Annotated in this window: 11 protein-coding genes and 2 pseudogenes; 6 read left to right on the forward strand and 7 right to left on the reverse strand. The window is 68.1% G+C overall.

Going from position 1 to position 14702, the window contains the following annotated elements; genetic code table 11:
• The 3 genes and pseudogenes from QMX82_RS26190 to QMX82_RS23905 form a co-directional block, all read right to left on the reverse strand.
• A partial coding sequence (locus QMX82_RS26190) for a chemotaxis protein CheW (protein ID WP_442969413.1) occupies nucleotides 1-166 on the reverse strand: 166 nt, incomplete at its 3' end.
• 2 nt (nucleotides 167-168) lie between these two features.
• Nucleotides 169-1974 (reverse strand): methyl-accepting chemotaxis protein, encoded by a 1806-nt coding sequence (locus QMX82_RS23900; RefSeq protein ID WP_282288205.1) that lies wholly within the window; start codon nucleotides 1972-1974, stop codon nucleotides 169-171.
• 221 nt (nucleotides 1975-2195) lie between these two features.
• Nucleotides 2196-2372 (reverse strand): annotated as a pseudogene (locus tag QMX82_RS23905) (general stress protein); the annotation flags it as partial.
• A 671-nt stretch (nucleotides 2373-3043) separates the two neighbouring features.
• On the opposite strand from QMX82_RS23905, the gene QMX82_RS23910 reads away from it, so the two are divergent.
• The 3 genes from QMX82_RS23910 to cysE are packed head-to-tail and all read left to right on the forward strand — an operon-like array spanning nucleotide 3044 to nucleotide 4966.
• Nucleotides 3044-3586: a helix-turn-helix domain-containing protein gene (locus tag QMX82_RS23910; RefSeq protein WP_208691679.1), complete on the forward strand. Its 543-nt coding sequence runs from the start codon at nucleotides 3044-3046 to the stop codon at nucleotides 3584-3586.
• Nucleotides 3587-3595: 9 nt separating this feature from the next.
• Nucleotides 3596-4162 (forward strand): GNAT family N-acetyltransferase, encoded by a 567-nt coding sequence (locus QMX82_RS23915; RefSeq protein ID WP_282288211.1) that lies wholly within the window; start codon nucleotides 3596-3598, stop codon nucleotides 4160-4162.
• Between the two features lie 15 nt (nucleotides 4163-4177).
• Nucleotides 4178-4966, forward strand: coding sequence for a serine O-acetyltransferase (gene cysE / locus QMX82_RS23920; protein ID WP_208691677.1), 789 nt, complete (start codon nucleotides 4178-4180; stop codon nucleotides 4964-4966).
• On the opposite strand, the gene QMX82_RS23925 is transcribed toward cysE, so the two are convergent.
• The 4 genes from QMX82_RS23925 to QMX82_RS23940 all read right to left on the reverse strand — a co-directional run bounded on the left by QMX82_RS23925 (nucleotide 4948) and on the right by QMX82_RS23940 (nucleotide 10341).
• Nucleotides 4948-5688: an NUDIX hydrolase gene (locus QMX82_RS23925; RefSeq protein WP_282288214.1), complete on the reverse strand. Its 741-nt coding sequence runs from the start codon at nucleotides 5686-5688 to the stop codon at nucleotides 4948-4950. The two genes, cysE and QMX82_RS23925, sit on opposite strands and share 19 nt — an antisense overlap.
• Before the next feature lie 5 nt (nucleotides 5689-5693).
• Nucleotides 5694-8213, reverse strand: coding sequence for a mechanosensitive ion channel domain-containing protein (locus tag QMX82_RS23930; protein ID WP_282288217.1), 2520 nt, complete (start codon nucleotides 8211-8213; stop codon nucleotides 5694-5696).
• A 65-nt stretch (nucleotides 8214-8278) separates the two neighbouring features.
• Nucleotides 8279-9322, reverse strand: coding sequence for an AraC family transcriptional regulator (locus QMX82_RS23935; protein ID WP_282288219.1), 1044 nt, complete (start codon nucleotides 9320-9322; stop codon nucleotides 8279-8281).
• Nucleotides 9319-10341 (reverse strand): carbon-nitrogen hydrolase family protein, encoded by a 1023-nt coding sequence (locus tag QMX82_RS23940; protein WP_282288222.1) that lies wholly within the window; start codon nucleotides 10339-10341, stop codon nucleotides 9319-9321. The genes QMX82_RS23935 and QMX82_RS23940 overlap by 4 nt, the downstream gene beginning before the upstream one ends.
• Nucleotides 10342-10537: 196 nt before the next feature.
• On the opposite strand from QMX82_RS23940, the gene QMX82_RS23945 reads away from it, so the two are divergent.
• The 3 genes and pseudogenes from QMX82_RS23945 to QMX82_RS23955 form a co-directional block, all read left to right on the forward strand.
• Entirely contained in the window at nucleotides 10538-12592 is a 2055-nt protein-coding gene (locus QMX82_RS23945) for an NADPH-dependent 2,4-dienoyl-CoA reductase (RefSeq protein ID WP_282288225.1), read from the forward strand.
• A gap of 287 nt (nucleotides 12593-12879) precedes the next feature.
• Complete coding sequence (locus tag QMX82_RS23950; RefSeq protein WP_282288228.1) at nucleotides 12880-14193, forward strand: chromosome partitioning protein ParA; 1314 nt, start codon at nucleotides 12880-12882, stop codon at nucleotides 14191-14193.
• An 11-nt stretch (nucleotides 14194-14204) separates the two neighbouring features.
• Nucleotides 14205-14702: pseudogene (locus QMX82_RS23955) on the forward strand (1-aminocyclopropane-1-carboxylate deaminase); the annotation flags it as partial.

The following is a 14702-nucleotide window of genomic DNA, read 5'->3' on the forward strand; positions in this document are numbered from 1 at the left end:
TGACGGCGACCACCGGGATCGCCGCGCCGTGCAGGTTCATCAGGCCGGCGACGCCCGCCGGGGCCGCGGGGAAGCGGGTGAGCTGCAGCAAAGGCAGCACCTGGCGGATCGCTGTCGTCGGCAGCGCTGCCGCGGCATCGGCCAGTTGGAAGATCAGGATCTGCATGGTCAGCGGGTGACCGAGAAGGTGGCGACGCTGCTCTGCAGGTCCTGGGCCGCCTGTTGCAGATACTGGACCGCCTCGCTGGTGGCCTTGAGCGCCTCGGTGGTCTGCTGGGTGCTGTCGTTGAGCTGAGTGATGGTCTCGGCAATCTGACCGGCACCCACCGCCTGGGACTGCATGCCCTCCAGCACGATGTCGAAACGCGCCGGCAGCTTCTGCACGTCCTCGATCACCTCGGCCAGCTGGTCGCTGACGCTGGCCACCTCCTGCACGCTGCGGCGGATCTCCTCGGAGAACTTGTCCATGCCCATGACGCTGGCGGAGACCGCGGAATTCATGTCCTTGAGCATCTGCTCGATGTCGTCGGTGGCCGCGGTGGTCTGGTCAGACAGTCGGCGGATCTCGGTGGCCACCACCGAGAAACCGCGGCCTGCTTCACCCGCCTTTTCCGCCTCGATGGCGGCGTTGAGCGACAGCAGGTTGGTCTGGTCGGCCACCTTGGTGATGGTGGTCAGCACCTTGTTGATGTGACTGGATTTCTCCGACAGGGCGGCGAGCTTGGCGTTGATCGAATCGGTCGCCGCCACCATGCGCTGCATGGTGCCGTCCATGCTCGCCAGGCTGCTGCGCGCCTGCTCCGCGCCCTCGGTGGTCTCATCCGCCACCTGCACGGCTTCTTCCATGGTGCGTACCAGGGCATTGGCGTTGGCGGCGATCTCCCGCGTGGTGCTCAGCACCTCCACGCTGGTCTGCGCCTGCTCGATGCTGGTGGCCTCCTGCTGGCGTGAAGAGGCGGCGATCTCGGTGGTGGAAGAGGTCACCTGGATGCCGGCGCGCTGCACCTTGGCGAGCATGCCGCGCAGGTCCTCGATCATCTTGCTCAGGCCGCGGGCCAGCTGGCCGATGGCGTCGTCGCCGCTGACCGCGGTGCGCCCGGTGAGATCACCGGCGGCCGCCTTGTTGACCAGCCCGAGCAGGTCGTCGACATCGGCGCGCAGGCGCTGCATCAGCTCCTGTTCGCGGGCGTGGTCATCCTGGATCTGCTGCGCCATCTGATTGAAGGCCAGACCGACCTGGGCGAGTTCGTCACGGCCCTGGACCGCCACGCGCGCGCTGCTGTCGCCCGCGGAAATGCGCGCCACGGTATCGGTCAGCCGGCGTACCGAGCGCAGCAGATGATGGGACAGCAGCCAGGCGATGAGGGCGGCCAGCAGCACGCACAGGGCGCCGCCGGCGACCAGGGTCCAGGTCAGCTGATCGCGCACCTGCTCGGTATGGTCCGCCCGTTGCGCGTACAGGCGGCGCTCCTCCTCGGCGATGTTCTGGATCTGTTGACGCATGGCCGCGACCTGATTGGTCAGGGTGGCGATCAGGGGCTCGTTGGCCAGCTGTACCGCTGACAGATTGCCGGTATCACGCAGGCGCAACAGGGGTTCGAAGGTCTGCTGCCGCCAGGTGTCGAGGTCCGCGGTAAGGCGGGCGAAGCGTTGTTGTTGCTCCGGATTGTCCTGGGTCAGCTGCTGTGGCACGCGCACCGCTGCCGCCAGGGCCGGCAGCGCCTGGCGCGCGACGTCGGCGTCCGCGGTGGCGCCGGAATACCAGTAGTTGCGCAGCTTGGCCCGGGTCTCGAGCAGATTGTTGTCCAGCGAGGTGACCGACAGCAGCACCTGGGCGGTGTGCCTGTCCCAGCGATTGGCGTCCACCAGGCTCTGCAACGCGGCATAGGTCAGCCAGAGCAGCAGGACCACCAGGGCGATGATGGCGGCGAAGCCGGCGAAGAGTTTGTTCTGGATGCGAATGTTGTTGAGCATGGGCACCGGCGCGGACGGACAGAGGCAGGGAGAGTGAGCCCTGGGGAGCACTCGGGTTGTCCGATAAAAGTAGCACGGTCATGCATTTGTGTGAGTTGGAACGCACTCCAGGGATCAAGGACCGGCAGGACCAGGCGCGGTGGAGCAGCCCATTGGCAGAGGGTGGTCTGCCAGGTCTTGCCATGCCTCTAGGCCTGCCGGGCGGCGTCGATGAACGCGGCTCAGGTCGCTTCGACGTCCGTTGCCGTCTCGGGTCGGCGGGTGCCGTGGCTGTTCTGACCACCCTTGCGCCCGGCTTCGGAAGCCCGGGTCGGATTGTTGGCGAAATTGCCGCCGCTGGCACGTCCACCCTTGCGACCCGCCTCGGCGGCGCGATCGCGATTATTGGCGAAGTTGCCTGGATTGCTGCTCTTGTCGGCCATAAGAACTTCTCCCACATCAATTATTGAAGAGTCGAACGCTACGCTCCCCAAAGGCTAAGCGTTTCGGTTATTGAGAGTAGGGGTATGGAAGGCGAGTTCGGGCGAAGTGATAGAAGGGTATTTTGTTATACGGCGTGCAAGTTGGATACAAATTTTTATTTAACAACAGGCTGGCCAGAGCCGCCACGCCGCACTTTGTACAGGAACTGTAGAAGAATCAGCGAGCAAGGCGATAGTATTCCGGCGGGCTGTTTGTGATGCGCTGAAATGTCTTGATGCATCTTGCTGGAGGGGGCATTCCTGTTGGACTTTGCCGCAGTCCTGCGTCAGACGCCTTCGCCGGGATCTGGTTCTTTCTTTACGGGTAAAATTTATCGCCAATTCAATAGCGCCGCTCCTCGCTACTGTTACCGGATGACGCTGTTCCCCTAGCGATAAAATGGGTTCTAACCTCTAAGCCAGAGCCTTTCACCTGGAAAATAAGTCGATAGGTCTAAGGGAGCTGGACATCTAGCGCTATAAAGTTCTTTCGATAAAGCTTAATGCGATAGGAAGTTGGCACCAAGTCCAACCAAGCGGGTCTGGCAAAAAAGCCCTTTTCAATTTATCCCGGATATGAGAAAAAATCCCTAAATCGGGAGGTGGCCATGCTTGATCAACGTCTTGCCGTCAGGCTGAAGGCCCTGCGCCTGGAGCGCGATCTGTCACTGGAGCAGTTGGCGACCCTGAGCGGGGTCAGTCGCGCGACGCTGTCTCGGCTGGAAAACGCCGAGGTCAGCCCGACCACGGCGGTTCTCGGGCAGCTCTGTTCGGCCTACGGCCTGACCCTTACGCGCCTGCTGCACAGCGTGGAAAGCGCTTATCCGGCCCAGGTCGAGCGCCAGGCGCAGTCGATCTGGAGCGATCCCGCGCAGGCCTTCACGCGGCGCTCCGTATCGCCGCCGGCCCAGGCCCTGGCGGGTGAAGTCATCGAAAGCCAGCTGGGTCCGAACGTGGATATCCGCTATCAGGCATCGCCTCGGCCAGGCCTCGAACACCATCTGCTCCTGCTCGAAGGCGAGTTGCAGCTGTGGATCGAAGAGCAGGCTTATCGGCTAGGTGTGGGCGACTGCCTGCGCTATCGCCTCTGGGGCAGCAGCCGTTTCCTCAGCGGTCCGGCGGGCGCGCGTTATCTCCTGTTCATGATCTGAGGTGTGTCCATGAGTGCTTCCCTGGGTATCCAGCAACTCGAGGCGGCGGCCTTCACCCGTCACCTGGATGACTTTCAGCGCCTGCTGGCGGTCTGTGTCGAGCAGGGCGCCAGCATCGGCTTCATCCTGCCATTGAGCGACAGCGCGAATCGGCGTTTCTGGATCGAAACCGTGGCGCCGGGCCTGGCCCGGGGCGCCCGGCTGCTGTTCGCCGCGCTGCAGGACGGCCGGGTGGTCGGCAGCGTGCAACTGGTGCTGGATACCCCGGCCAACCAGCCGCACCGGGCCGAGGTGGTCAAGTTGCTGGTGCATCCGGACTGCCGTCGCCAGGGCCTGGCGCGCCGGCTGATGCAGGCGGTGGAGGCGGCCGCGCGGGCCGAGGGGCGGGAATTGCTGACGCTGGACACTCGCAGCGACGACCATGCCGAGCCGCTCTATCTGTCACTGGGCTATCAGGTGGTCGGCAGGATTCCCGGCTATGCCCTGGATGCCCGCCAACCGGAACGCCGCGACAGCACCACCCTGATGTACAAGACGCTGACAGCCGCGCCCGTTAAGCTGGGCGCCTTCAGTTAAGGACGTCTACCCGCCATGCCGCCTCGCTCCGCTCTCGAACTCTGGCAACTCCTGCGCGCCCAGGCCGAGGCCGGGCGCCGCGACGCCCCGGCCCTGGCCGAGGGCCTGACGCGAGCGCTGCTGCAGCCGGTGGATCTGGCGGCTGCCCTGGTCCGGCGTTGCGCCGAGGCTCTGGCGGAGGATCCGCGGCAGGCCGAGGCACTCGCCGAACGCTTCGCCGCCCTGCATGCCGAGTGGCCGGCATTGACCCTGGCGGCCTGCGCGGACCTGGAAGCGGTGCTGGCACGGGATCCGGCCTATGCCAGCCTGCTGGAGATCTTCCTGTTCTCCAAGGGCTTCCTGGCGCTGCAGACCCAGCGCCTGAGCCATGCGCTCTGGCACAACGGCGAGCGGCTGCTGGCCCTGCACCTGCAGGCGCGCTGCAATCGGCTGCTGGCCATCGACATCCATCCGGCGGCGCGGCTGGGGCGCGGCCTCATGCTCGACCACGGGACCGGCATCGTCATCGGCGAAACGGCGGTGGTGGAAGACGACGTTTCCATCCTGCAGCAGGTGACGTTAGGCGGTACCGGCAAGGAACAGGGCGATCGCCATCCCAAGGTGCGTCGCGGGGTGATGATCGGCGCCGGGGTCAAGATCCTCGGCAATCTGGAGATTGGCGAAGGGGCCAAGATCGGCGCCAACAGCGTGGTCCTGCACCCGGTGGCGCCCCACACCACGGTGGTGGGCATTCCCGCCCGCCCGGTGGGCCGTCCGCGCGATGCCCATCCGGCCGAGAGCATGGATCAGTCCTTCGACGACTGAGCCAGAAAGACCTCGGCCTTGGGATAGCGCTCGCTGTTCAGCGCGCTCGCCTGCAGGCCCTCGGCCTGCGCCAGGCTGCGCACCAGCTCGCGGTTGAAGGCACTGTTGCCCGGATCTGCCAGGTAGTCGGCCAGCGCCAGCCAGCGGGCGTCCTCGATTTCATCCGGATCCTGGATGGCGATGTCGGCACTCAGGGGATCGAGGCGGCAGACCACATAGAGATTGGACTTGCCGAAGCGGTAGGGGTGGGTGGTCACCAGGGCGACCACGCTGCGAAAGGCGCTGTGGATACCGGTTTCCTCCCAGACCTCGCGCACCACCGCCGGCGCCAGGTCTTCACCCAGCTCGACATGGCCGCCCGGCAGCTTGTAGCCCTGGCTGCCGCGCTCGCGGATCGTAAGCAGTTCACCGCGGGCGTTGAGCACCAGGCCGCCCACGCCCAGGCTGTGGGTCGGGACGAAGGGCGCGAAGGCCGTGGCGGTACCCCGCCAGACCAGGGTCAGCTCCTGCTCCAGGCAGTTGTGAAAGACGAAACCGGCGCGGGTGGCCACCCCGACCAGCTCGCCAAGGGCCAGTGGTAGGGTCAGCCAGATCAGATTGCGTCCGTCGCGGCGGGCGCTGTCGAGCAACTCGGCCAGCGCCGGGGCAAAGGCCTCGCGGGTGGACGGCAGCGAGGCGGCGTCGATGATCAGGCCGTTGAAGGCGTCTTGACGGTATTGCACAGCTGTTACTCCGCAGGCCGTGGCTGGATGGGCGAGGAGGGCACGATACCGGCTTCGCTGGGCAGCAGCAGACTGGCACGCGGATTGGCGATCTCGATGCCGCGTTCACGGAAGCGTTCGAGGATGCGGCGGTTGAGCTCGCGCTGGACGCCCCAGCGGCCCTTGTCGAGGCATCTCATCTGCCCGGCGATGGTCACCATGGAGCCGTCGACGGCGTCCACGCCCCAGATCTCCAGATCGGCGAGGATCAGCTCCTTGAAAGCCTCGTCGGCGCGCAGGCCGGCGCCGATGTCCTTGAGTTCGGCGATGACGCGCTCGATGTCTTCTGCGTAGCCCACGCTGATGCGCAGGGCGGCGTTGCCCAGCCCGCGGTTGATGTTGTTAACCGCCGACACCGAGCTGAAGGGCACGATGTGCAGGGAGCCATCGCCGGCGCGCAGGCGCACGGTGCGGATCGACAGGTACTCCACGGTGCCCGAGACCCCGGCCACGGTGACCCAGTCGCCCACCTGCATGGCGTTTTCCAGCAGCAGGAAGATGCCGGTGATGAAGTCCTGCACCAGCTTCTGCGAGCCGAAGCCCAGGGCCACGCCGATGATGCTGGCGCTGGCCAGCAGCGGCGTGGTGTTGATGCCCAGTTCGCTCAGGGCGGTCAGGCCGACGATCAGCGCGACCAGGATGAACAGCCCGGTGCGCAGCATGGGCAGCAGGGTACGCAGCCGGGCGGCGCGCACCGTGTCGCCGCGTTCGTTCCAGCTGCTCAGCCGACGATTCACCGTGGCGTTGGCGCCTTCCCAGACCACCACGGCGATGACGGCGGCGATCAGGATGGTGAGGAAGGCGGACAGCAGGCTACGCCCGATGCTGCCGTCGTCGAACCAGTCCAGCACGCCCCAGCCCCAGGACTGGAACAGCGCCAGGGCGGTGACCAGGGTGACGATCACCCCCACCAGCCAGCGCGCCAGCGGATAGTAGCGCTGCAGGTGCAGTTCGCTGTCGCTGGCGCCGTCGCGCACGGCCGGCTGGAACAGCCGACCGAGCAGACCGAGCGAAAACACCGCCGCCAGGCGCCCGAGGATCACGATGCCGGCGGACAGCGCGACGAAATTCATCAGCCGCGGCAGCCCGTTCTCGATGTCCAGGGCCCACATGGTCCAGCCACCCATGACGAACACGGCGGCGAATACGGCCCAGACCTGACCCAGCCAGGCGCGCAGCACGGTCAGGGCGCCACTGCCATCCTGGCGTCCGGCGATCCGGGCGGCCACCGGGCGGCGGACATGGAAGACCAGCCCCACCACCAGCAGGTGGGCCAGCAGCGAGACCAGCTTGACGATGGCTTCGCGACCCTCTTCGTTGGCGCCGAGGATATCCGCGGCCTGGGCCAGCGCCAGGCCGAAGGTGATCAGCGCCACGAAGGCATGGAGCCAGCGCAGCAGGGTACCGGCGAGCGCCGTCTTCACCTTGAGCAGGCGGATGCCGTGGGCGGCGGGATCGATCAGCAGGTGGATGACGATCAGCGCCAGGCGGGTGGTGAGATAGGCACCGAGAAAGCCGCCGACCAACTCGCGCTGGTTGGCGTCCGATCCCACCAGGTAGTGGATCAGCAGCGCCGCCATGGCCCAGAAGGCCAGCAGCGGCAGCAGTTCCAGCAACAGCAGCCCCAGGGCGAAGGGCAGGTGCCGCAAGGTGGTCCAGTGCTCCTCGGCACTGGCCCGGGCGGGCCTGGCGGGAGCCGGGTCGGCCGGAGCGGGCTCGGGCGCTGGCGTGGCGGGCGCGGCGCTGTCGGACGCGGCGATGGGCACCTCTTCGAGTTGTTCCACCCCGTCGCGCTGAGTCTTGACCAGGGCCACCGCGGGTTCGGCCGGGCGGGTGGCAGCCTCCTCCGCAGCGGGTGCCGGGGCGTCAGGCGGCAGCTGCTGGGCCGCCTGCTGCTGGGCCTGGCGGCGGGCGCGGCTGTCAGCGTGATCGGCCTGGCGCTGCAGCCGTTGCCGGGCGCTGCTGAGCGCCCGCCGGATCAGCCATTCGATGAGCAGGCCGGCAGCGAAGAGGGTGGCCAGGGTGAGCAAGGCCTGCAGCAGGGCATGGCGACCCGCCTCGGAGGTGAAGCTGGCGCGCGACCAGTCCGGCAGGGTGCGTACCGCGCGCTGCACCTGGTTCAGTTCGCTGCCCAGGTTGTCGGCCCAGCGGCCGACGCGACTGAGCGTCTGGGCAATAAGGCCATTGGCTTCCAGGGGCACCAGCGTCTTTTCTTCGCCGGCCGCCGGGGTGGCGACCGTGGCCGGCGCAGCAACGGTTGCCGTACTCGCTGGCGCCGCCTTCGCTCCGGTCGCGCTCGCCGGCTGGCTGGCGATGGCCTGCAGGGTCAGGATCAGTTCCTGGCGGCGCTGCGGATCCTGCAGCAGGGCCGCGACCTGGCGCGCCTGCTGGGGATCGAGACCGGCCGGGGCCGGGGCAGGAGTTTCGGCGGCGCGCAGGGGCAACGCCAGGCACAGCAGCAACAGGGCGAGCAGGAAGTTCGGCATGGGGCGACAGTGGTCCTGATGAAGGATCAGCCAGTTAGGACCCGTGATCCTCGCCTATGCTCCCTTCAGTTCGCCACTCCCTGCCGCTGGAGCCGCCGCCAGTCACCGGGTGTCTGCTCGGTCCAGCGCTTGAAGGCGCGCTGGAAGGCGGCGGGGGAGGCGAAGCCGAGCAGATAGGCGATCTCGCCGAAACTGGCCTCGGTGTCGCGGATATAGGCCAGCGCCAGGTCGCGGCGGGTCAGGTTGAGCAGGGTGCGGTACTGGGTGCCTTCTTCGGCCAGCTTGCGCCGGAGCGTCCAGGACGGCAGACGCAGCCGGCTGGCGATCTGCTCCAGGGTCGGCTCGCCGTGCCGCAGCAGCGGCCCCATGACCTCGACCACCCGCTCGGTGAGTCCGCGGGTGCGGGTCAGGCGGCCATGCTCGGCCTCGCTCAGCGCCAGCAGCTGGCGCCAGGTGGCCGGGCAATGCTCGGGTCCGGTCAGGGCCAGGGTCGCGGCATCGAGCAGCAGGGCATTCTCGGCGGCGCCGAATTCCACCGGACAGCCAAAGGCGGCCTCGTAGGGCGCGAGGTTTGCCGGCGGGGGATATTCGACGAGCACGCGACGCGGTTGCAGCGGGCGTCCGGCGACGGCGCTCAGTAGCGCCAGCCAGGCGCTGAGCACCACGTCCACCACGAAGCGGTTGTAGCCGTTGTAGGGGCTGATGCTATAGAAGTGCAGCCAGGCGTCGCGGCCCTGGGCCGCATAGCGCGACTGGCCCCGGTAATTGCGGCCATAGAGCGGCTCCAGCCTGAGCAGCGTCTCGGCGGCGTGGCGCACGTCCGGCGCCTGGCCCACGGTGACGCCGGCGAGACCGAGAAAGGCTGGTCGCATTGTCCGGCCCATGGCCAGGCCTAGTGCCGGATCGCCAGTCAGTTCCAGGGCCGCATGGCCCAGGCGCATGTAGTGGGGAATCGACAGCCGACCGCCGGGTTCGGCCAGCCGCGCCGCGGTCAGGCCGAAGCGCGCCAGCAGACCCGCGGCATCCGCGCCCTGCTGGCCGACGGCCGCCGCCAGCGCCAGCACGAAGCCGGTGGAAAGGTCGCCCAGGCGCAGCGCCGGTGTGCTCATAGTCGCAGATTGATCAGCTTGCTGCCGGCCTGGGCGGAGTCGGTGGCCGCTGCCGCATCCGGGGTGAAGGCCTGGCTACCGCCGCCGGCCCGCCATTCCCAGAGACGACCGCGCAGCTGCACTTCCAGGGCGGCGCGGATACCGGCGGCGCGCAGGCGCTGGATGTCGAAGGGGGCCGGTGCCGGGGTGGTGCCCGAAGCAAGGGCGGGAATCGCCAGCAATTCCACCTGGGGAGCGTCCAGCACACCGGCGCGACCGGTGTCGCTGCCCTGGATGACGCCGAGACGGCCCAGCGGCGTCTCCAGTCGCAGCAGCGGCGGGCTGAGATCGTCGCCGCTGTCTCTGGCCGTTAGCGGTCGCACCAGCGGGTGGCCGAGCACCTTGCCGTCGGGTCCGAAGACCAGGGTGACATTGCGCAGAGGTCCCGTACCCACCTGCAATTCGCCGTCGACCAGGGTCGGACCGGGCAGGACGATGGAGCCGGCCACCAGGGTGACGCCGTACTGGCGGGCGAGGCCGCCGAAGAGCTGCTGGTAGGCGCTGGCCATGTCCCAGGCCTTCATGCGCAACAGGCTGTCGGCCAGGCGCCGGTCACCCTCGGCCTGGAACCAGGCGCGAGCCACGCGCAGGGGATTGCCCAGCAGCAGCCACTGGATGGCGTCTTCGCTGCGGGCCGCGGCATAGACCTCGGGCTTCTCGCCCATCAGCGCCAGGGGCGTGCCCAGGTGCTCGGGCAGCACCACGATGGTCCGGGCGCCGATCAGGCCCAGGCGCCGCGCATTGGCCAGATAGGCATCGAGCTTGAGGCGCAATCGCTCGGGATTGCCATAGTCCAGGGCGACCAGTTCGGGCTCGATCCCCAGCAGGTTGCCGGTGGTGGCCGCCGCTGGCGTGGTGGTCAGGTCCACCGCCAGGCTGCTGCGCAGATCCGACAGGTAATGGAAGGCTGGCCGCTGGGCCACCCAGCCCGCCAGCACGGCGAACAGGGCGATCAGCACCAGGAACACGAGCTTGCGCATCGGCACTCCAGAGCGGTCCCGACCTCCCGGGCCGGGCGAGATAAAGGTGCTCAGGGTAGGAGACCAGACCGCCACTGCCAAGGGGCGGCTGTACATTTGGGTAAAGAGGTTGTCATTTCCGGTGATTGAGGCCAGCCCGCGCTGCTCCTATCGTGGCGCCAGGCTTTCCCAGAAAGGCCAACCACCGGAGACCGCCATGATCGAGCTTGCCCCCCGTAATACCACCCCTATTGATAGCTATCCGCATCTGCTCGAACCCCTGCCCGTGGGGTCGATCACCTTGCGCAATCGCGTGGTGATGGGGTCCATGCACACCGGATTGGAAGAGCGGCCCGGCGGCTTCGCGCGGATGGCGGCCTTCTTCGCCGAGCGGGCGCGGGGCGGGGTGGGGCTGATCGTCACCGGGGGCATAGCGCCGAACGAAGAGGGGGCGGTGGCCAAGGGCGCGGCCAAGCTGACCACTCCCGAGGAGGCCGAGCACCATCGGCCGGTCACGGACGCGGTGCACGCCGCCGGCGGCCGTATCTGCCTGCAGATCCTGCATGCCGGTCGCTATGCCTATAACCCCCAGCTGGTGGCGCCCTCGGCGCTGCAGGCACCGATCAATCCCTTCACCCCACGCGAGCTGGACGAGGCCGAGGTGGAGGGGCAGATCGCCGCCTTCGTCCGCTGTGCCACGCTGGCGCAGCAGGCCGGCTACGACGGCGTCGAGGTGATGGGTTCCGAAGGCTACTTCATCAACCAGTTCATCGCCGCGCGGACCAACCACCGCACGGATCGCTGGGGCGGCGACTTCGCCAGTCGCTGCCGCTTGCCGCTGGCCATCGTCGCAGGCATCCGTAGGGCGACCGGCCCGGATTTCCTGATCATCTTCCGCCTCTCGCTGCTGGATCTGGTGGAACAGGGCAGCACCCCCGAGGAATGCCTGCAACTGGCGCTCTGGCTGGAAGACGCCGGGGTCAGCCTGATCAACACCGGCATCGGCTGGCACGAGGCGCGCATCCCCACCATCGCCACCCTGGTGCCGCGCGGCGCCTTCGCCGCCGTCACCGCTCAGCTCAAGGGCCGGGTGCGGGTGCCGCTGATCGCCACCAACCGCATCAACACCCCGGAGGTAGCCGAGGCCATCCTCGCCGCCGGCCAGGCCGACCTGGTGTCCATGGCCCGGCCGCTGCTGGCCGACCCGGACTTCGTCGCCAAGGCCGCCGCCGGCCGCGCCGATGAGATCAACACCTGCATCGCCTGCAACCAGGCCTGCCTGGACCACACCTTCGCCGGCAAGCTGACCAGCTGCCTGGTCAATCCGCGCGCCTGCCACGAGACCGAGTTGCAGATCCTGCCCGCCGCCGAATCACGCCGCTTTGCCGTGGTCGGCGCCGGGCCGGCCGGCCTGGCCGCCGCCTGCACCCTGGCCGAGCGCGGCCACCAGGTGGTGCTGTTCGAGGCCAGCGAGCGCATCGGTGGCCAGTTCAATGTCGCCAAGCGCATTCCCGGCAAGGAAGAATTCGCCGAGACCCTGAGGTATTTCCAGCGGCGTCTGGAGCGACTGGCGGTGGATGTCCGCCTCAACCATCGCGTCAGCGCCGCCGAATTGCAGGCCGAGGGCTTCGCCGCGGTTATCCTGGCCACCGGGGTGACGCCGCGGGTGCCGCCCATTCCGGGGGTCGACCATCCCAAGGTGCTGGGCTACCTGGACGTCCTGCTGGAGCGCAAGCCGGTAGGGCGGCGGGTGGCGCTGATCGGCGCCGGCGGCATCGGCTTCGACGTGGCGGATTTCCTCACCCACGGCCATCAGGAAGCGGAGCCCATCATCGCCTTCTACCGCGAGTGGGGCATAGATCCCAGTTTCAGCAGCCGCGGCGGGCTGGCCCCGGCCACGCCGCCGGCCGTGCCGCGCGAGGTCTGGCTGCTGCAGCGCAAGCCGGGCAAACCGGGCAAGGGCCTGGGCAAGACCACTGGCTGGATCCACCGCGCGCGCCTGCAGCAGCGTGGCGTCCAGGCGTTCGGCGGGGTGGAATACCTGGGTATCGACGACGCCGGCCTGCGCCTGCGCCTGCCCGATGGCAGCGAGCAGGTGCTGGATGTCGACAACATCGTGCTCTGCGCGGGCCAGGAGTCCCTGCGCGAGCTGGAAGAGGAGTTGCTCGGCGCTGGCGTGGCGGTGCATCGGGTCGGTGGCGCGGATGTCGCCGCTGAGCTCGATGCCAAGCGCGCCATCGATCAGGCCACTCGCCTTGCCGCCCAGCTGTAACTCTTCGTTGCAATCAGGGATGATTTCTGTGATCCACTCCGCATAACATCGGTTCCGGACCGACCCTCGTCCCAATGTCTGGCCTCTCTTCCATCCCGCCGACCAGGATTGGCTAAGCTGCCGTCCTGATGCGTCGGGTGGGGGCCCGGCGCCTCGGAGCAGTCGGACGGAGACGCGGGTCAACCGCGTCGCCGCCAGAGGTCGGCGAGCGGACGCAGGTCCGGTCTCCAGCTGGCGAGACACCGGCCTCGGTATTCATGTGGGATCGACAGAGCACGCGGCGAGAGATGGCAGAGACGTTGAACGTAGAGACGGTACTGACCCCGGTGGTGCTGGGGTTCGGCGACCAGGGTGTGAATCGCGCCTTGCTGTTTCCCGATTTTCAGGCGCTCTGGCAGGGCGACCAGACGCTGCTCGACTGCGCCGGACGGCGCCATCGCTTCGTCTATCTGCTGCTGGACGACCACCGCCGGGTCAAGGCCGCCGTGTTTTTTCTGCTGGCCTTCGATGCCCAGGGCAAACCGCTGCCGGAATGGGACCTGCCGCTGGGCGAGCTGGCCGAGCGCGGCGATGTCGGCCCCGACCTGGGCGCCGGACCGATCCGCCTGGCCAGTCGCAGCCACTGTCCGATTTCCTGGCACCAGGGCGATCTCTGGGATCCACGCAGCGAGACCGAGCACGACGACTGGCAGGCGATCCGCGATTGCCTGGGCCTGGTCGCGCCGCGCGATGGCGAGGTGGAGCTGGCCGGGGAATACCACCCCAGCGCCGCCGACGGCATCGATGTCGAGGCCCGTCTCGAACGGGTCCGCCGCATCCTCGCCCAGGAACACCAGGAGGCGCTGGACAAGCTGATCGCTGGTCAGCGTACCCGGCTGCTGACCCTGACCCGCCAGCACCAGGAAGACCTGGCACGGCTGCAGCGCGATGCCGACGAGGTACGCGCGGCCAAGGCCGAGCTGGAGGTGCGCTATGCCGCCCTGGCCCAGCACCTGGAGCAGCAGCACGAGCAGGCCCGCCAGCAGCGCGAAGAACTCAACGAGCAGATGCGCACCTTGGAGCGCAACGCCCTCTACAAGATCGAGGCGCTGCGCATCCAGTCCGAAGCCGAAAGCGAGGCCCGGGTGGCCGCCGCCGTGGGCGAGCTGAAGAACCAGCTGACCATCCGCGAGGTGGAACTCAAGTACCGCGACGAGCTGGACGGCCAGTTGCAGGAAGACATTCGCCAGCTGCGCGAGCGCTGCGCCCAGCTGATCGGCGACAGCAACGAAGGCCAGCTGGAGCGCCTGGCGCGCCAGGGCATCCTCTTCGTCACCTTCCAGCCCGGCGCCGGTCATCTGATCCTCAGCCGGCAGGACGTCCCTCGCTTCAGCGCCGATCCCCTGGGTTACGTCGCCGAGCACTGCAAGGTCAGCCGGGAGCAGTACCAGCGCTGGCTGGAGCATCACCAGCAGCCGGTCTGCCAGGCCGAGGTGGAGGGCGAGCGCTGCGGGCGGCCGGTGGTACGGGTGGAGCATCCCGCCCAGTTCGATCCGCTGCGCTCGACCCTGTGCGCCGAGCACCGCGGCGATGACAGCGATGGCGACGTCGCCAATCTCTGACTCCCCGGTTGATGATCTTTCCTTCGCCCGCCGTGCTCCAGGAAGTGCAACTCCCCATCCTGGCGGCGCGGGACCTGCGCCTGGCGGTGCTGCGCCTGGATCAGCGCCCGGCCGGACATAACGGCAACAAGGCCTACAAGCTGCGGCCCTGGCGCGAACGCCTGGCCAGGGGCGAAGGCCGCGGGCTTATCAGCCTGGGCGGTGCCCACTCCAATCATCTGCATGCGCTGGCCGCCCTGGGCCGGGAGGAAGGCTTCGCCACCGTCGGCCTCTTGCGTGGCGAGCCCTGCCGGACGCCCACCGTCGAGGATCTGCAGGCCAATGGCATGACCCTGCACTGGCTCGGCTATGGCGGCTATCGCCGCCGCCATGCGGTCGACTTCTGGCAGCCCTGGCAGGCGCGCTATCCCGGGTTGCTACCCATTCCCGAAGGCGGCTGCGACGCGCAGGCCGCCGCGGCCTGCGCGGCCATCGTCACGGAACTGCGGCAGGGACTCGCCGCCCTGGGC

It is taken from the genome of Pseudomonas sp. PS02302 (genome assembly GCF_029959585.1).
GTDB classification, from domain to species: Bacteria; Pseudomonadota; Gammaproteobacteria; order Pseudomonadales; family Pseudomonadaceae; genus Chryseomonas; species Chryseomonas aestiva.